This window comes from Lentzea guizhouensis (assembly GCF_001701025.1).
In the GTDB taxonomy this organism is placed as follows: Bacteria; Actinomycetota; Actinomycetes; order Mycobacteriales; family Pseudonocardiaceae; genus Lentzea; species Lentzea guizhouensis.
Window position 1 is genome coordinate 8,864,143 of record NZ_CP016793.1, and the last position, 17,797, is coordinate 8,881,939.

The window sequence follows — 17,797 nt, forward strand, 5'->3', positions numbered from 1 at the left end:
GTTCGATGCGCAGGAACAGCTCCAGCGCCTGCGCACCGAACGGCGCCAGGTGGACCTGCACGGACCGGTCGCCGTGCGGCAGCGGGCGCGGGTGGGGCGGCAGCAGCTCGGGCGTGTGGAGCCTGGGCGTGCCGCCCACCGCGTTGAGCAGGTTGGCCGCGAGTGCCAGGTGCAGCATCTCCTCGGCGAACACGCTCCCGACGACCTGCACCACCTCGGCGTTGCGGCCGGGGTCGAGCGAGTACAGCGCGCACAGGTACGGCGGGACGGTCGCGTGTTCGAGCTCGATCGCCCACTGCAGGTGGCGGCGGAGGTCCTCGATCGTCTCGATCGCGGGTGTGGCACGGGTGTCCAACGTGGAACCTCGTCTCGGTCGTCGTCACTTCGGTGTCGACAACCAAGACAAGGCGTCCCCGCGATCTGTGACAGGGGGTGCGGGACGGCTCAGCCGCTGACGTCCGCGTTCCGGTCAGCCGCGTCCACGTCCAGCAGTGCGAGCAGGTCCGGCACCCCGGCGTTCCCGAAGGCCCGCCGCTGCCGGTCGGCACCGCAGCCCTCCTCGTCGAGCAGCCGCAGTCCCCGTTGCACCACCGCCAGGTCGCCGTTGGTCTCGAAGATCGGCGTCAGCTCCCGCACCAGCGCGTCCAGCTGCTCACGCACCGGCACGAGCTCGCCGGACAGCACGTCCACGACACTGCCCTGGAACCCCTCCTTGGCCGCCTGCCACCCCGCCTGCTGCAGCGTCTCCAACGGCACCGCTTCCGCGATCACGCCGTTCTGGACGTCCACAGTGGCCTTGGCCACGAGCGCGCGCACCAGCGCCGCCAGGAACACGGCGTCATCCACGCTCACGGCGACATCCGCGACCCGCACCTCGACGGTCGGCAGCTCGGTCGCCGGCCGGACGTCCCAGTAGACCATCGCCCGGTCCAGCGCCGTGCCCGACTCGATCACGGCGGTGTACGCGTCCTCGTAGTCCTTCCAGGACGGGAAGAACGGCGGCGGCCCGGACACCGGCCACCTCGACCACACGGTCGTGCGCCAGCTCGCGAACTCCGTGTCCTCACCGCCGGAGAACGGCGAGTTCGCGGTGATCGCCGCGAGCAACGGCAGCCACGGCCGCACGTGGTTGCACACCTGCACCGCGGTTTCCTGGTCCGGAATGGCCACGTGCACGTGACACCCGCAGATCAGCTGCTGCTCGGCCAGCGCACCGAACTGCTTGGCGATCCGCTGGTACCGCGGGCTGTCGGTGACCTCGCCGGTCGCGTCCCCCATCGGCGGCGCACCGACGGCGATGGCCCGGCACCCGGCGGCCCTGGCCGAGGCCGCGACCTTGCGCCGCGTCTCGAGGAGCTCGGTGCGCGCCTGCTCGGCATCGCGGCAGATGGAGGTGTTGATCTCCACCTGCGCGCCGGTCAGCTCGCGCTCCAGCTCGAGGCCGTGCTGCTCGCGCGCGATGGCGACGACCTCGTCCGCCAGGTTCACCGGCACCCCGGTCTCCTGGTCGACGAGGAGGAACTCCTCCTCCACACCAACTGTCGGACTCCACATCCGCTCAGATGATGGCTTTTCCACTTCTCACCGTCCGCTCGTGGCCGTCGGCGCGCCTGACTTGCACCGGCCAGCGCCGAATACCCGTTCAGAGCAATGTGAAACGCTTTTGACTACCGCGAGCCAGGACCCTGTCGGTCAGACCCTCGATCAGCAGCTCGTTCGCGATCGACTCGACAACACCGGTCACGTGGTCCACAACCACATCATCCCACTGGAACCGGTTCCACTTCGGGCACACGGCTCTTCGGACCGCGCAAGGCGACGTAGGCGAACAGCCCCACCATCACCAAGGCCCCCGCCCACATGGCCTGCTGCCACCCATCCACAAAGGACTCCCGAGCGGCCTCGAGAACCCGCGGGGCATCCGGCCCGGTGACCGACCCGGCGTTCGCCACACCCTCCCGTGCCACGTCCGCGGCCTCCCGCGGCACACCAGCCAGCCGCCCGTCGATCGAGCTGCGGTAACCGGCCGACAGCAGCGCGCCCAGCAGCGCCACGCCCAACGCGGTGCCGAACTCGCGGGTGATGTCGTTCAACGCGGAGGCCACGCCCTGCGAGTCCCGCGGCAACGAGGCGGTGATGGCCTCCGTGGACGGCGTCATCGACAGCCCCATGCCCACGCCCATGGCGAGCAGACCCGGCAGGATCGACAGGTAGCCGCCCGCCACGGACACGAACAGCCCCATCGACGCCAGCCCGAGCCCGGCCAGCGCGACGCCGGTGGCCATGGTCGCGCGGGGGCCGACGCGGGTGGCCAGCCGGGCCGCCAGACCCGAGGCGACCATCATCATCAGCGCCATCGGCATCATCGCTGCCGTCGACACCAGGCCCGACCAGCCGAGCACCGCCTGGAAGAACGGGAACAGCACCACGCCGATGCCCGCCTGCACGCCGAACACCACGAGCAACGTCACCGAGCCGCTCGCCAGGCCGCGTTCCCGGAACAGGCGCACGTCCAGCAGCGACGCGTCCCGGCGGCGCAGCTCCCAGGCCACGAAACCGATCGCGGCCACGACTCCGGCCGCGAGGCCGGTCAGCGTCTCGGGTGCGGTCCAGCCGCGTTCCGGGCCCTCCTGCAGCACGAAGATCAGGCCGACGACCGCGACCGCGGAGAGCAGCGCGCCGACGGTGTCGAACGGGTAGGCCGCGCGTTCGCTGGAGTTCGGCACCGACCTCACCGTCAGCACCAGGGCCACGACGACCAGGGCGATCGGGAGCGCGAACAGCCAGCGCCAGTCCGCCACGTCGACCAGCAGGGCGGACAGGAACATGCCCAGGACGCCGCCGCCTCCCGCGACGCCCGTCCACACGCCGATCGCCTTGCCGCGCTGGTCCTCCGGGAACGTGGAGGTGATGACGGCCAGGGTGATCGGCATGATCATCGCGGCGCCGACACCGGACACCACGCGGGCCGCGATCATGACCTCGGCGGTCGGGGCGAGGGCGGCGGCGACGTTGGCGAGGCCGAAGATCACGAGGCCCGCGGTCAGCATCGGCTTGCGGCCCAGGCGGTCGCCGATCGCACCGAGCGGCAGCAGCAACGCGGCCAGGGTGAGGGTGTAGCTGTTGATGACCCACAGGACGGTGCCCAGCGAGGCGCCGAACTCGACGGCCAGGTGGGTCTGGGCGACGTTCAGGCCGGAGACCGAGGCGATGACGGCCATCAGCGCGACGGAGACGGCGACCAGGACGGCACGCAGCTGACGTGCGTCCGGTGTGGTGGGTGGGGCGGTGCTCATGGGGTCCTCTCGAAGGGCGTGCGACATCGCGGCGCCGGGTGGGCCCGGCGCCGGAAGTGGTGGGGACAGCGGCGCGCGATCAGCGCCGAACGTGGCGGGGATGGCGGCGCGGGATCGGCGCCGGACGTGGTGAGGCGGCGGCGCGCCAGAACGCGGTGCCGACACGGTCAGCAGCGGTCAGGCAGCGCGGTCAGGCAGCGGTCAGGCAGCGCGGTCAGCAGCGCGGTCAGGCAGCGGTCAGGCAGCGCGGTCAGGCAGCGGTCAGGCAGCGCGGTCAGGCAGCGCGGTCAGGCGGCCGCGCGGAGCAGTGCCGCGTCCGTGTCCGCCGTGACCAGCTGAGCGTTGATGTGCGCCCCCGCGAGCGCCCCGGCCGCGGCCGACGCACCTACCTGCGCGGCCAGGTCGGTGGCGTTGCCCGCCACCCACACCCCCGGCACCTCGGTGGTCCCCGCCATGCCGGACACGAACCGGCGTCCCAGCCCGTCGGGCAGGTCCTCCACCGGCAACCGCAACCCGTCCAGCCCCTCGGCACGGGCCTGCATCCGGGTCACCACCGCGAGAACACTCCGTGCGACGAAGGAGCCATCGGCCAATCGCAGACCCGCGACCCCGCCGTCGCCGGCCACGACCTCCTCCACCGGCGTGTCGACGACCCGGATCCCCCTGGCGGCAAGGCGTTCGCGGGCCTCGGCGTCCAGCGCGATCCCGCGGGTGAAGTAGACGAGGTCGTCGGTCAGCTGCCGGAACAGCAGCGCGTGGTGCACGGACGCCGGCCCGGTCGCGAGCACGCCGAGGGCCTCGTCCCGCACCTCCCACCCGTGGCAGTACGGGCAGTGCACGACACCGCGTCCCCAGTGCTCCGCGAGCCCCGGCACGTCCGGCAGCACGTCCCGCAACCCGGTCGCCACCAGCACCCGCCGCGCCGTGATGGTCCGGCCGTCGGCCAGCGCCACGGTGAACCTCAGGTCCCCGGCGACGGGCGCGGCCGGGGCAGCCTCGACCACCTCACCGGTCACGACCCGGCCGCCGTACTGGCGCACCTGCTCCCGGCCGCGTTCCAGGATCTCCAGCGGGGACATCCCGTCCAGCACGAGGAAGCCGTGCATCGCCTCGGCCGGTGCGTTGCGGGGTGTGCCGCTGTCGACCACGACGACCGAACGGCGTGAACGGGCGAGCATCAGCGCACCGTTCAGGCCGGCGGCCCCTCCGCCGATGACGACGACGTCCACGGTCCCAGCAGGTACTGCGTCACTCATGGTCAGCTCCCGGAATCTCGACTGCTGATCCCGACGCTACGAGCGCCATGCCGCAGGAGCACGGACTCTTGCCAAACACGCAAGAAGGTCGATCAGCCCGTTGCCGGGTGCGCAAACCTGCGGGTCACGAGAACTGGGGCGCGACCGGTGCCGCGAGCTGGCCGCCGAGCAACCGGTCATCCACCTGGTCCAGCGCTACCCGCAACCCTCCCAAGGCGACTCCCTCGTCGCGCAGGGTCGAAGCGCGCAGTTCCGGCACCCGCAGGCAGTGCTTGGCGAGCTCACGGCGCAACGGCTCCAGGACCAGGTCCGCCGACCGGGAGAACCCGCCGCCGTACACGACGATCTGCGGGTCGAGGGTCAGCACGAGGGCGGCGACGCCGATGGCCAGGTCGCGGATGTAGCGCTGCACGGCGGTCTTCGCCGCGCTGTCGCCCTCCCGCGCCGCCCGGAACACCCACGCGGCGGCCTCACCCGGCTTGGCACCCGCCGGCACCCCGGCGCAGGAGGCGAGGTGCTGCGGCGCGTTGAGCCACCGCACGGCCTTCAAAGCGCCTATTTCACCTGCGGCGCCACCGAAACCGCGGCGCAGCGTGCCGTCGATGATCAGGCCCGCACCGGTGCGCAGCCCGGCCAGCAGGTACACGATGTCGTCGGCGTCCTGGGCGACGCCCTTCCACCGTTCGGCGACCGCGGCGAGCTTGCAGTCGTTCTCCACCTGGATCGGGCAGGTGAACCTGGCCCGCAGGTGCGCGACCGGGTCCGCGGCCACCCACCCCGGCAGCTGGGTGGCGATGCTGGTGCGCCCGTTCTCGTCGACCGGGCCGGTCACGCCGACGGTGACCGCCCAGACGTCCGCGGCCACCATGCCCGCCTCGCCCAGCACGTCGTCGATCGTCTGGTCGACCGACGCGAGCCGCTCGGTGAGACCGGCCTTCGGGTCGACCGGGCGGCGCAGCGAGCCGACCAGGTTGCCCTCCAGGTCGCAGAGCATGACGAGAACCTTGTGCACGCCGACGACGTCGATGCCGAGCACGTGCCCGGCGCCCGCGCGGAAGAAGCGGTAGCGCCGGGCGGGCCGTCCCACCGTGCTGCTGGCGCCCGGCTCCTCGACCTCGGCCCAGCCCTCCGCCACCAGCTGCTGCACGAGCACGTCGGCCGCGGGCCGGGAGAGCCCGGTGCGGCCGGCGAGCTCGGTGACGGTCGAGGGCGGGTTGCCGCGCAGGGCCCACAGAACGGACAGCTGGTTCATCTCCCGCATCCGAGCCAGGTCTGTTCCGCTCTTCGCCATGCCGTGCCTCTCCGTCAAGCGCGTCGCCGCTCCAGAATAATGCTACGCACTTTACTAACTACGCCCGCATGCTGGACTCAGGTGATCGGGTACAGCTGTCCTGTGTCGTCGACCGCCGGGCCGAGGTCGACTTCGCGCCCGTCCACCGCGAACCGGTAGCGGCCCAGCTTGCGGACCTCCGGCCGGTGTTCGAGGTAGCGGACCATCGCCTCCAGCTCGTCGGGACGCAGCCAGCCGGGCGGGTCCGAGACCGCGCGGAAGCCGCAGATGTCGGCCAGGTCGCGCAACCAGCCCTGCTGCTGGTCGGTCAGCAGGTTGAACCGGCTGCGGAAGTACACGACGTCCGGGTCGACCTCCAGCAGCGGCGAGTGCCACAGCCGGTGCACGGTGTTGACGACCGCGTTGCGCGCCAACGCGTCCGACGGGTCCTGCGTGGCGTAGTGGTCCCACATCGGGGCGACGTCCGGACCGCTGCGCAGCCCGTCGGCCAGCCCGAGCGAGGGCAGCAACGGCGCACCGCTCGCCAGCAGGTAGGCGTCCTCCCCCGCGGCCTCGCGGATCACCCGCAGGCCGGTGCGGTAGACCTCCTCGCGGTCGGCGACCTGCGCACCCGGCGTGGTGCCCGCCTGCAGGAAGTCGAGCTTGAGGTAGGTGAACCCCCACTCGCGCACCACCCGGTGGACCGTCTCCCGCAGGTGGTCGTGCACCGCGGGCAGGGTGAGGTCGAGCGCCCAGTACCCGCTCCCCCAGTTGTGCCCCGCGACGACCGGCACGCCGTCGGCGTCGCGCAGCAGGAGCTCCGGCCGTTCGCGCGCGGTGCGGGAGCCGGGCAGGACGATGAACGGGGCGAGCCACAGGCCGGGGCGCAGGCCCGCGTCGGTGATCCGCCCGGCCAGCGCCCGCATCCCGGCGGGGAACTTGTGGTTGGCGTGCCAGTCGCCGACCTGCTCCTCCCACCCGTCGTCGATCTGGGCCACGTCGAACGGCAGGCCCCGCAACGCGGTGAGGTCCTCGGTGAGCTGGTCCTCGGTGATGTTCTCGTAGTAGGCGTACCAGCTGCACCACACGTTGCCCGCCCGCGCGGTGCTCCTGCCGAGCCGGGTGCCGAGCTGGTCCGCGTAGGCGGCGAAGACCTCGTCCTCGTCGCCGTACGCGAGGAACCACGGCGCCGCCCCGGTTTCGCACCAGCCGACGAGGGTGTCCCGGTCGGCGGCGAGCCGGGGCACGCCCAGGCCGAGCGACCCGAGGAGCAGCACCCGCCCGTCGGGTCCCTCCAGCGCGGCGACGGCGGACGAGTGGTGCCGGTTCGGGTCGTCCCACGTCGTGTCGTCGGCGGTGAGCCGCCGCTCCGCACTCGCGATGCGCAACGGGACGTCGGACAGGCGGCGCCACCCGCACGGGCTCCACGAGTTGTGCCCGTGCCGGTAGAAGAGCGCGTCGCCGAGCCCGTGCAACAGGGCGGCTCGTCCCGGGGGCAGCAGCAGGCCACCGGCGACCGGTTCGGGGGTGCCGTCGAGCTCGGCGGCGACCTGGTGGCCGCCGACGGTCAGGAGTTGCGCCATGGGTGTCCTCAGCTGGAGATCGGGCCGGCTACTTGAAGAGGGCGTTGACCTTGGTGTTGGCGTCCTTCAACACGTCCTCGGTCTTGGCGGTGCCGAGGACCGCCGACTGGATGGCGTCCTGGACGGTGGTGTTGATCTCGGTGCCGTGCTCGGTGACGGGCAGCAGGAAGGTGTCCCTCTTCGCGGCGTCGGTGAACGCGTGCACGTCCCGGCCCTGCTGCTTGTGGGTCTCGGCCACCGCGTCGCTGGCGCTGGAGATGGCGGGGAACACGACGGCGCGCTTGGCGACGCGGTTCTGGCAGTCGGGCGAGGCCAGGAACTTGACCCACTTCCAGGCCTGTTCCGGGTGCTCGGTGCCGGCCCAGATCGCGTCGGTCAGGCCGTTGATGGGGCTGCGGCGTCCCGCCGGTCCGGCCGGCAGCGGGGAGAAGGCGAACTTGCCCTTCACCTTGTCGTCGGTGAACGTCAGGATCGTCCACGAGCCGGTGATCTGCATCGCGCCCTTGCCCGCGATGAGCAGCTCGGAGTTGGCGACGGAGGACTGCTGGTCGAAGCGCGGCGCGTAGCCCTTGTCGATCAGGCGCTTGAACCAGGAGATGGTCTCGGCGAGCTTGGGGTCGTCGTAGCGGTACCGCGTGCCCCAGGGGTTCTTGTCGAGGTAGGTGAACCCGTTGGCGGCGGCGAGGACGCCCCAGCCGTTCTGGCCCTGCGCGCCGTCGGCCCACTCCGGCAGGAACCCGTAGACCTTCACCCGGTTCTTGTCGAACGCGGGGTCGAGACCGTTGCGCCCCTGCTCGTCGACCGTGGCCTTGGCGATCACCTGTTCGAACGTGCCGCCGTCCGACGGGTTCCAGGTGAGGTTCTCCAGCTGGGCCGCGTCGACGCCCTGCTTGCCGAGCAGCTCGGTGTTGTACACCACCGCCATCGTGTCCCAGTCCTTCGGCAGCCCGTAGCGCTTGCCGTCCTTGACCCACACGTCGGTGAGGCCGGACTGGTAGGACTTCAGGTCGACGTTGTCGCGCTTCACGAACGGTTCGACGTCCAGCAGCTGGTTCTTGGTGGCGAACTGCGGGTAGTAGGTGCTCTGGTTGGTCCACACGTCCGGCGCGTCACCCGAGGCGAGCTGGGTGGTGAGGTTCTGCCAGTACTGGACCCAGGCCGTCTGCGTGATCTTGATGGTGATGTCCGGGTTGGCGGCGTGGAAGACGTCCGCGCACTCCTGGTAGGCGGGCAGCTGCCGGTCGTCCCACAGCCAGTAGTCCACGGTGGTCTGACCGTCGGCGCCGCTGCCACCACCGCAGGCGGCCAGCGTTCCGGTGAGGGCCAGCGACAGCAGGAGGGCGCCGGTGCGCCGGTGGGGTGTTCGCATGGGATTGCCTCTCAGACAGGGGCTCACTTGATGCCGGTGAAGTTCAGGGACTCGACCAGGCGGCGGCCGAGGAAGACCAGGAGCGCGAGCACGGGCAGCACGGTCAACGTCGAACCGGCCATCAGACCGGTCCAGTCGGGCTGGGTGTTGGGCGACTGCTGCTGGAAGATCCCGAGCGCGACGGTCAGCACCCTGGTCTCCTCATCACGGCCGGTCAGCAACGGCCACAGGAAGTCCTTCCACGACCACACCGCGGTGGTCAGCCCGATGGTGATCAGCGGGCCGCGGCTCATCGGCAGCACGACACGCCAGAACATGCCCCAGCCGCTCACCCCGTCCAGCGTGGCCGCTTCTTCGACCTCGCGCGGGATCGACAGGAAGAACTGGCGCAGGAAGAACACCGCGAACGGCGTCATCAGCACGCTCGGCGCGACCATGCCCGCGAACGTGTTGAGCCAGCCGAGGTTCTTCACCAGCACGAAGTTCGGCAGCAGGGTGAAGATCGGCGGCACCATGAGCGCCGCGATCAGCACGCCGAAGACGACGTCCCTGCCGGGGAAGCGGAGCCGGGCGAACGCGTAGCCGGCCATCGCGCAGCACTGCGTCTGGATGACGGTGATCAGTCCGCAGTAGACGAACGAGTTGAGCAGGTAGCGCAGGAAGTCGACCTGGGCACCGGAGCCACCGGCCTCCCGCGCCTCCTCCCGGCTCGTCAGGCCCAGCACCCGCAGGAAGTTGATCGCCGTCGGGCGCTCCGGCAGCAGGCCGGCGGCGTCGGTGTAGATGTCGGCGGCGGGCGTGAGCGCGGTGCGGACCATCCAGTAGAACGGGAAGACCGTCGCCGCCACCGCGACGACCAGCAACGCCCAGGCGGCGATCCGGCCCGGCGAGAACCCGGTGCGTGTCATGAGCACTCTCCTCAGGCCAGGTCCGAGCGGGACGCACGCAGCAGCCGCATCTGCACGACCGTCAGCACCCCGAGCAACAAGGCGAGCACGACGGCGATGGCCGAGGCGTAGCCCATGCGGAAGTTCGTGAACGCCTGTTCGTAGATGTAGTAGTAGATGACCCTGGTGACGCCGGCCGGGGCGTTCCTGATGGTCACCGCGACGGTGTCGAAGATCTGGAACGAGCCGATCAGCGAGACGACCAGAACCAGGGCCAGCACCGGGCGCAGCAGCGGCAGGGTGATGCGGGTGAACATCCGCCACTCGCCGGCACCGTCCAAAGAGGCACTTTCGTACAGGTGCCGGGGTATCTGCAGCATGCCCGCGTAGAGCAGCAGTGCCGTGTACCCGGTGTAGGCCCAGGTGTTGATCCCGGCGATGGTCGGCATCGCCCAGTCCGGCGAGGTGAGGAACCCGGTGGTGCCCAGCCCGACCGCGCGCAGGGCGTGGTTGACGAAGCCGAGGTTGGCGTCGAGCATCCACATCCACAGCAGGCCGACGGTGACGTTGGGAACCAGCCACGGCACCAGCAGCATCGCGCGCATCGCCATCGACTGGGTCAGCCGGTGCATCAACGTGGCCAGCGCCAGTGCCAGCACGGTCTGCGACACGATGTTGAGCACGACGTAGTAGCCGGTGACCTTGAGCGCGTTCCAGAACCTGTCGTCGTCGACCAGCTCGCGGTAGTTCTCCACGCCGACGAAGTTCGGCTCGCTCAGCATGCCGTAGTCGGTGAGCGAGTAGTAGACGCCCAGGGCCGTCGGGTACACGTAGAACACCGCGAAGCCCACCAGCACCGGAGCCAGGAACAGCCACGCCACCCCGCGGTCGTCGCGTCGTCGCGGTGGTACGCCGCCGCCGGCGTCCGCACGCGGCACCGTCGTGCGGTCGTCGCGTCGTCGCGGCGCTGCGACGACCTTGCTGGCTGCCATGCGCGCCTCCGTGTCGAGACTCCGTGCCGCACCTCTTGCCAGTGGGGCCGTCGTTGCTACATATTGATGAGGAATAGCGAAACTTTGTCAATCCTGACGCGTAACTATTTGGTCCCCGGCACCTCTCCTCGACGAAGACGGAGGTCGCTCCATGTCCCCAGCCACTCCTGCCGGCAGGAAGCTGCTGACCGCGCTGTTAGCCGCTGCGGTCGCCCTGCTGCCCGCGGCGTCACCAGGACTCGTGCACGCGGAGGGCGTGTCCGCCCAGGGCGTCCCCGACCGCCCGGCACCAGGCCCCGCACCGGACCCGAGCTTGCCCGTGCACGCGCTGGCGGCCGCCGACGCACCGCTGGACAACCCGCTCAAGGGGTTCGCCCGGTTCCTGCAGCCGGGGGTCGACCCGAACGCGGGCTACCCGCTCTCGCTGACCTGGGCCTACTTCGGCCTGTCCGAGATCATGACCAACGCGGGCAACTGCTCCAGCTACGACTGGAGCATCATCGACAACGCCCTCGACACCATCGCGGCGGCCGGCAACCACGCGGCGATCCGCGTGTACATGGAGTACCCCGGCGGCGGCACCGGCACCCACCCCGGCAACGCGATCCCGGCGTGCTTCAACGGCCAGGTCGCCATGCGGCACAACGCCTACTGGGACACCACCAGCCCCGACTACGACAGCCCGTTCCTGCGGACGGGGCTGAAGAACTTCATCTCCGCCTTCGCCGCGCGCTACGACGGCGACCCCCGGCTCGGGTACATCCACCTCGGACTGATCGGCCTGTGGGGCGAGTGGCACACCTGGCCGTACGACACCGACACCTCCGGTGACACGTACCCGAACTACATGCCCACCGACGCGAACGCCGCCGAGATCCTCCACGCGTACAACAACGCCTTCACCCGCACGAGGCTCGAACTGCGGTACCCGGACAACGCCGGTGGCGCGGCCGACACCCTGCCGCGCATCGGCTACCACGACGACTCGTTCTGCTACCGCGAAGGCGGTCAGGGCGTGACATTGCCGATCTCCATGGGCGGCGCGCCCTGGGCCCAGCTCCAGAAGGCGCTGGAGCACAACGTCGAGAACCGGTGGATCACGGCCTCGATGGGCGGTGAGGTCCGCCCGGAGATCCAGAGCACCGCGTTCGACAACTGGCCGGGCGGCTCCGGCCCCGTCGACAACATGAAGGCGTGCATCGAGCTCGAGCACACCACCTGGAAGATCAACGAACGCAGCCTGGACTACTCCCCCACGAACCCCAACGTGGCCGCCGCGGTCCGGTTGATGGGGTACAACTTCACCGTCCGCAACGCCTACTTCCACGGCACCGCGCAGGGCACCACCAAGGTCGGCGTGCAGATCGTCAACACCGGCGTAGCCCCGTTCTACTACCCGTGGACCGTCAGCCTCGGTCTGAAGGACGCGGCCGGCAACGTGGTGCGCACCTGGGACACCTCCTGGGACCTGCGCCAGATCATGCCCACCCAGATCCGCGCGTTCCCCGACTGGCAGGTCGGCGCCGACCCCACCTACCGGGACTTCGGCCACCCGCGGTACTTCGACGCCTCGGTCAACCTGTCCGGTCTGAACACCGGCGGCTACCGGCTCGTCATGAAGGCCAAGAACCCGTTGGAGGCCATCAACCCCGCCGCCAAGAAGCTGCGCTTCGCCAACGCCGGGCAGAACGCCGACGGGTGGCTCGACCTCGGCGGGATGACGGTCGGGCAGTCGGCCGGTCCGGTGAGCTACGAGGCAGAAGCCTCGGGCAACACCCTGGCCGGCGGTGCGGTCACCAGTGCGTGCGGCGGGTGTTCCGGCGGCAGCAAGGTCGGCTACATCGGCAACGGCGGCACCCTCACGTTCGCCGGCGTCGACGGCGGCACCGGCGGAAACCGCACGGTGACGCTGCACTACGCCAGCCAGGAGCAGCGCTCGGCCACGGTCGCGGTGAACGGCCAGTCGCCCCGGACCGTCGGCTTCTCGCCCACCCCCGACTGGAACACGCCGAGGACCACCACCGTGACGCTCCCCCTGCGTTCCGGACGCAACACCATCACCATCGCGAACCCGTCCGGCTGGGCACCGGACGTCGACAGGATCACCGTGGGCTGAGCGAGGGCCTGTGTCGAAGTGCCGTTCGATGAAAGTCGCGCCTGAGGTGGTTTCCGGCGGCCTCAGGCCCGGCTGTCGCGAACATGGACTTCGACGCAGGCCCTCGGGCGGCCCGGCAACCCCGGGCCGCCTCCTCGGTCCACCAGCGCCGTGCGGAAGGCTTCCATGAACACGTTCCCCCATCACGACATCCGTCTCGGCGTCCTCGGCTTCGGGCTGCGCGGCTCGATCGCCCGCACCGCCCACCGCCCCGGTTCCGGCAGCAGGGTCACCGCCCTCGCCGAGCACGACGCGGCGTTGCGGGCAGCGGCGGCCGAAGCGTTCCCCGGCGCACACATCAGCGCCGACCACCGCGAGGTGATCGACTCCGACGACGTGGACGCGGTCGTCGTGCTCACCCCCGACCACACCCACGCCGAGCTCGCCTGCCAGGCCCTCAAGGCGGGCAAGCCGGTCTTCGTCGAGAAGCCGCTGGACATCTCCGTCGAGCGGTGCGACGAGGTGCTGCGCACGGCCTTCGAGACGGGGAGCCGCCTCTACGTGGGACACAACATGCGGCACATGCCGGTGATCCGGCTGATGCGCGACATCATCACGCGCGGCGAGATCGGCACCGTCAAAACGGTGTGGGTGCGGCACTTCGTCGGCTACGGCGGTGACTGGTACTTCAAGGACTGGCACGCCGAACGCCGCTACACCAACGGGTTGTTGCTGCAGAAGGCCAGCCACGACCTCGATGTCGTGCACTGGCTCGCCGACGGCTACACCCGGCAGGTGCAGGCCTTCGGCGACCTGGTGGTCTACGGCGACAACCCGCACCGCCGCGCCCCCGGCGAACCCAAGCACGCCGACTGGTACGACCCGGACGGCAACTGGCCGCCGCACACCCAGCGCGGGCTGAACCCGGACATCGACGTCGAGGACGTCTCCCTGGTGAACATGCGCCTGGACAACGGGGTGCTGGCCGCCTACCAGCAGTGCCACTTCACCCCGGACTACTGGCGCAACTACACGGTCATCGGCGACGCCGGCCGCCTGGAGAACTTCGGTGACGGTCCCGGCTCGGTGGTGAAGGTGTGGAACGCCCGCCGTTCCGCCCACCGCGACCGGGCCGACGCCGAGTACGCCGTGCCGGACGTCGAGGACGACGGCCACGGCGGCGCGGACCCGTTGCTGGTCGACGAGTTCCTCCGGTTCGTGCGGGAGGGCGGCACCACCGACACGTCCCCGGTCGCCGCGAGGATGGCCGTGGCCGCCGGGGTGCGGGCGACCGAGTCGCTGCGCACCGGTGGCGTCCCACGTGAGGTCGAGGGCTTGGCGCCGGAGGTCGCCGCGTACTTCGCGAACGGGCAGGAGCACAGGTGGCGCTGATCGGCGTGGACGTGGGCGGCACCGCGACGAAGGCGGTGCTCACCACCGACGGCGGCGCCGTGCTGAAGATGCGGACGGTGCCCTCACCACCGCCCGGCCCGGACGCGGCTCTCGCGGTCGTGGAGTCGGTGCGGGCGCTCGTGCGCGAGCTCGGCGGCGACCGGGCCGGTGTGGTGGTGCCGGGCATCGTGGACGAACGCCGTGGTGTCGGGGTGTTCAGCGAGAACCTGGGCTGGCGAGACGTCCCGTTCGCGCGGTTGCTGGGTGACGCGCTGGACGTCCCGGTCGCGTTCGGGCACGACGTGCGCGCCGGGGCGTTGGCCGAGAGCAGGCTCGGCGCCGGGACCGCCGCGCGGTCGATGGTGTTCCTGCCGATCGGCACCGGCGTCTCGGCCGCCGCGGTGGTCGACGGCGCCTTGCTCGACCTCGGCGGGTGGCAGGCGAGATCGGGCACGTCGACGTCGGCTTCGACGTGGCGTGCCCGTGCGGCGCCGCGGGTGCCTGGAGGCGGTCGCGTCGGCGGGATCGGCGCTACCAGGCGGACCGGTCACCCGTCAAGGGCGCCGAGGTCGCGGCACTGGTGCGGCGGGCGAACCGCACGCCACGGCGGTGTGGGGGGCCGTGAGCGCTGGCGACCGTGCTGGCGTGGGCCGGGGCTTTCTTCGCGCCGGACGTCGTGGTGGTCGGCGGAGGGCTCGCGCAGGCCGGGCCGTTGCTCCTGGAACCGTTGGCGGAACGCGGGCATCCGGTGGTGCCGGCGCGGCTGGGCTCGATGGCGGGGTGCCGTGGTGCGGCGTTGATCGCGGCAGGCACGACCCGGCCGCCTTCCCCGTTCACAGCAACCGTGTGACCGCTGGTCACCGGCGATCACCTGTTCACCTTGGCGTTGCCGGTTCCACGACCGCGACGGCGACCTCGGAGACGACCGATCTCGTGGCGGCAACCACCGGCAAGCAGTCCGGACGCTCGGCCGTGCGGAACGGATCGCCCCGGAGGAGGTTCGCTGCCGTCCCCTGGCACACGGCTCGCTGCGATCGCTGCTGAACAACACGATCAACAAGTGGGCAGCGGGAATCAGGTGTGACAGTGCTGCTCGGCGCGTCCGGTTTCGAACCACATCCGCCACGGACAGGCGGACAGGTGATGGACTCGTACCCCTGGGGTGCGGCTCTGGACGCGGTCAGGGCGGCGGGGTCCGCACCGACGTGCGGACCCCGCCCGTGACGCATCACCCGGTCGTGCAGGTGCTCCCGTTGAGCGAGAACGACGTCGGCGCCGGGTTCGCCCCGCTGTACGTCCCGTTGAACCCGATGCTCGTCGACCCGTTCGGCGCCAGCGACCGGTTCCAGCTCAGGTTGGTCGCCGTGACCGCCGCCCCGGTCTGCGCGAACGTCGCACCCCAGCCCGGCAGCGTGACCTTCTGCCCGTTCGCGTAGCTGAACGCCAGCGTCCAGCCGTCGACGGCGCTGGTGCCCGTGTTGGTGATGGTCACGCCCGCGGTGAACCCGTTGCCGCCGCCCCAGTTCGACGCCGAGTACGCGACCTTGCAGGCTCCCGTGCCGCCGCCCGCACCGGTCGTCACGGACACGATCGCGGAGTCGGCGGAAACGTTCCCGGCCGCGTCCCGCGCCCGCACCCGGTACCGGTACGTGGTCGAGGCTGCGAGACCGGTGTCGCTGAAGGTGTTCGCAGCAGGGGAACCGACCAGAGCGAAGGTTCCGCCGCCGAGAGCCCGGAACACGTCATAACCGGTGACACCGACATCGTCGGCAGATGCGGTCCAGTTCAGGGACAAGCCGCTGGACGTCACGGCCGAGGCGACCGGCGTGCCTGGAGTGGACGGTGGCACGGTGTCGCCACCGCCGAACACCGTCGCCTCCTTCGACGTCTGCCGGATGCCGTTGGCGCCGTTGAGGAAACGCTCACCCCACGGCGTGAGGCTGGTCGGGTCGAAGGAGTTGGTCATGTCCAGGTAGGCGACGTCGCTGCTGTTGCCGCTCCACGACCAGCCGAGGTAGCCGATGCCGCGGGCCTGGGCCTGCGCCATGATCGTGTCCTCGTCTGGGTCGCCGTCGCTGTGGTTGTGGCCGAACTCGCCCACCACGAGCGGGAGGCCGGCGGTCTGGAACGCGTCGAAGTAGGCGTTGATCTCGGCGGCGGTGTCGTAGACGCCGTACATGTGGATGGAGAACACCGTGTTGCGCAGCGGGTCGGCGTTGAAGACCGTGGCCGCGTTGTTCCGCATGATGTTCTGCCAGTCCTGGCCCCACATGGGTGCGTCGGCCATCAGCAGGTGCTGCAGGCCGGCGCCGCGCAACCGGCTGATCGCGCTGCTCGTCGCGCTCGCCCAGGTGGCGCTGACCTCGGCGTTGTTGCCGAACGGCTCGTTGCCGAGGTTGATGACGACGTAGTCCTCCTGGCCCTTCAACGCGTCCGCGACACCGATCCAGTAGGTCGCCGCCTGGTCCAGGCTGGCCGCGCCGCTCTGCTCGCCGTAGCCGGTGGTGTCGTGCACCTCCAGCACGCAGATCATCCTGTTCTGCTTGCACAGCGCGATGACGGACGACACCTCGGAGGCAGGCGTCGGGCCCCAGCGCTGGCCGCTGCCGAGCACGACGCGGACCGTGTTGGTGCCGAAGGACTTCATGTCGGCGAAGGCCCTGGTCTGGTTCTGGTACCAGACGTGGGCGTGGTTGATGCCGCGCATCACGAACGGGGTGCCGTTGCCCTCGACGACCCGCGTGCCCTCGACGTGCAGGCCCGTCGCGGCCGGGGGTGCGCCCAGTGCCGTCACCACGGCCGGGTACCAGCGGGCCTCGATCTTCTGGATGCCGGTGGTGCTGTTCGGGTGGACGCCGTCGGTGGTGTCCGTCGCGGTGTTGAAGCCGGTCCACTGGTCGACGACCGTGATCGGGGAGGCCGCCGTGCTGTTCGCCCGCGCCCAGCCGGGGATGGCGGCGTTCAGGTCGGCCACGCGCTGGGCGCAGGCCGGGCAGCTGGCCGGGTTCATCGGGATGATCTGGGCGACGACCAGCTTGATCGCCGGGTTGCTCGCCCGCATCTGGCCGAGCAGGGTGGTGTAGGCGTTGAGGATCGTCTGCGCCGGGATGTTGTTCCACACGTCGTTCGTGCCGAGGTGCATCAGCACGACGTCCGGGCGTGCCGACGACAGCCAGCCGGGGAGCAGGTTGTCCCGCACGATGTTCGTGGTGAGGATGCCTCCGTGGCCCTCGTTCTCGCCGTCGTGGGCGAACCCGCAGCCCTGGGCAGGCAGCGAGCCGACGAAGTCGACGTCGGTGTGCCCGGTGTCCTGCAGGTGTTTCCAGAGCAACGCGCGCCAGCAGCCCGGTGAGCCCGTGATGGAGTCACCGAGTGCCATGATCCGCGCGGGAGCGGCGAGTGCCGGGGCCGGAGCGATGACCGTGCAGGCCAGCAGCACCAGGCCCGCCACCACCGCTCGGAGGAATCTGCAGGTCACAACGACCTCCTGAGGATGTTCGAGGGGGGAAACATCACGTCTGGGAGCGCTCCCGGAACGGGACTGTAACCGCGGTTCGCGCGGATCGACGTCTGTTTCGACTCGTTCGACACCTGCTCCGTCGAACGCCGGACCCGAATCGACGGTCATGGCCGGAAAACGCTTTCCGCATTGCCGCA

At 70.6% G+C, this 17,797-nt stretch carries 12 protein-coding genes and 1 pseudogene; 3 read left to right on the forward strand and 10 right to left on the reverse strand.

Going from position 1 to position 17,797, the window contains the following annotated elements; genetic code table 11:
- Positions 1-22 precede the first annotated feature (22 nt).
- The 9 genes and pseudogenes from BBK82_RS57085 to BBK82_RS42235 all read right to left on the reverse strand — a co-directional run.
- Positions 23-355 (reverse strand): annotated as a pseudogene (locus BBK82_RS57085) (ferritin-like domain-containing protein); the annotation flags it as partial.
- 89 nt (positions 356-444) lie between these two features.
- Positions 445-1,554, reverse strand: a complete 1,110-nt coding sequence (locus BBK82_RS42200; protein WP_065919921.1) for a carboxylate-amine ligase — start codon at positions 1,552-1,554, stop codon at positions 445-447.
- A 206-nt stretch (positions 1,555-1,760) separates the two neighbouring features.
- Positions 1,761-3,296 (reverse strand): MFS transporter, encoded by a 1,536-nt coding sequence (locus BBK82_RS42205; protein ID WP_083268571.1) that lies wholly within the window; start codon positions 3,294-3,296, stop codon positions 1,761-1,763.
- A gap of 287 nt (positions 3,297-3,583) precedes the next feature.
- Complete coding sequence (locus BBK82_RS42210; protein WP_065919923.1) at positions 3,584-4,552, reverse strand: NAD(P)/FAD-dependent oxidoreductase; 969 nt, start codon at positions 4,550-4,552, stop codon at positions 3,584-3,586.
- Between the two features lie 124 nt (positions 4,553-4,676).
- Positions 4,677-5,843: an ROK family transcriptional regulator gene (locus BBK82_RS42215; protein ID WP_065919924.1), complete on the reverse strand. Its 1,167-nt coding sequence runs from the start codon at positions 5,841-5,843 to the stop codon at positions 4,677-4,679.
- Positions 5,844-5,920: 77 nt separating this feature from the next.
- Complete coding sequence (locus BBK82_RS42220; protein WP_065919925.1) at positions 5,921-7,405, reverse strand: glycoside hydrolase family 36 protein; 1,485 nt, start codon at positions 7,403-7,405, stop codon at positions 5,921-5,923.
- A gap of 28 nt (positions 7,406-7,433) precedes the next feature.
- Positions 7,434-8,774: an ABC transporter substrate-binding protein gene (locus tag BBK82_RS42225; protein WP_065919926.1), complete on the reverse strand. Its 1,341-nt coding sequence runs from the start codon at positions 8,772-8,774 to the stop codon at positions 7,434-7,436.
- A 23-nt stretch (positions 8,775-8,797) separates the two neighbouring features.
- On the reverse strand, positions 8,798-9,682 hold the full coding sequence (locus tag BBK82_RS42230) for a carbohydrate ABC transporter permease (protein WP_065919927.1): 885 nt from the start codon (positions 9,680-9,682) through the stop codon (positions 8,798-8,800).
- 11 nt (positions 9,683-9,693) lie between these two features.
- A complete protein-coding gene (locus BBK82_RS42235; protein ID WP_065919928.1) occupies positions 9,694-10,653 on the reverse strand; it encodes a carbohydrate ABC transporter permease in 960 nt (319 codons plus the stop codon).
- A 151-nt stretch (positions 10,654-10,804) separates the two neighbouring features.
- Here BBK82_RS42235 and BBK82_RS42240 point away from each other — a divergent pair, with 151 nt between their 5' ends.
- From BBK82_RS42240 to BBK82_RS42250, 3 genes are all read left to right on the forward strand, one after another.
- Complete coding sequence (locus tag BBK82_RS42240; RefSeq protein ID WP_065919929.1) at positions 10,805-12,769, forward strand: DUF4832 domain-containing protein; 1,965 nt, start codon at positions 10,805-10,807, stop codon at positions 12,767-12,769.
- Between the two features lie 165 nt (positions 12,770-12,934).
- The gene (locus tag BBK82_RS42245) at positions 12,935-14,140 is read left to right on the forward strand and encodes a Gfo/Idh/MocA family protein (RefSeq protein WP_065919930.1); all 1,206 of its coding nucleotides are present in this window, start codon (positions 12,935-12,937) and stop codon (positions 14,138-14,140) included.
- Positions 14,131-14,940, forward strand: a complete 810-nt coding sequence (locus tag BBK82_RS42250) for an ROK family protein (protein ID WP_237047878.1) — start codon at positions 14,131-14,133, stop codon at positions 14,938-14,940. The genes BBK82_RS42245 and BBK82_RS42250 overlap by 10 nt, the downstream gene beginning before the upstream one ends.
- Positions 14,941-15,368: 428 nt before the next feature.
- On the opposite strand, the gene BBK82_RS42255 is transcribed toward BBK82_RS42250, so the two are convergent.
- The gene (locus tag BBK82_RS42255; RefSeq protein WP_065919931.1) at positions 15,369-17,618 is read right to left on the reverse strand and encodes a cellulase family glycosylhydrolase; all 2,250 of its coding nucleotides are present in this window, start codon (positions 17,616-17,618) and stop codon (positions 15,369-15,371) included.
- Positions 17,619-17,797 lie beyond the last annotated feature (179 nt).

Coding starts and splice junctions, on each gene's coding strand:
- BBK82_RS42230 (WP_065919927.1), bottom strand. CDS start 9,682: ATGACACGCACCGGGTTCTCGCCGGGCCGGATCGCCGCCTGGGCGTTG.
- BBK82_RS42240 (WP_065919929.1), top strand. CDS start 10,805: ATGTCCCCAGCCACTCCTGCCGGCAGGAAGCTGCTGACCGCGCTGTTA.
- BBK82_RS42245 (WP_065919930.1), top strand. CDS start 12,935: ATGAACACGTTCCCCCATCACGACATCCGTCTCGGCGTCCTCGGCTTC.
- BBK82_RS42220 (WP_065919925.1), bottom strand. CDS start 7,405: ATGGCGCAACTCCTGACCGTCGGCGGCCACCAGGTCGCCGCCGAGCTC.
- BBK82_RS42215 (WP_065919924.1), bottom strand. CDS start 5,843: ATGGCGAAGAGCGGAACAGACCTGGCTCGGATGCGGGAGATGAACCAG.
- BBK82_RS42210 (WP_065919923.1), bottom strand. CDS start 4,552: ATGAGTGACGCAGTACCTGCTGGGACCGTGGACGTCGTCGTCATCGGC.
- BBK82_RS42225 (WP_065919926.1), bottom strand. CDS start 8,774: ATGCGAACACCCCACCGGCGCACCGGCGCCCTCCTGCTGTCGCTGGCC.
- BBK82_RS42205 (WP_083268571.1), bottom strand. CDS start 3,296: ATGAGCACCGCCCCACCCACCACACCGGACGCACGTCAGCTGCGTGCC.
- BBK82_RS42200 (WP_065919921.1), bottom strand. CDS start 1,554: ATGTGGAGTCCGACAGTTGGTGTGGAGGAGGAGTTCCTCCTCGTCGAC.
- BBK82_RS42235 (WP_065919928.1), bottom strand. CDS start 10,653: ATGGCAGCCAGCAAGGTCGTCGCAGCGCCGCGACGACGCGACGACCGC.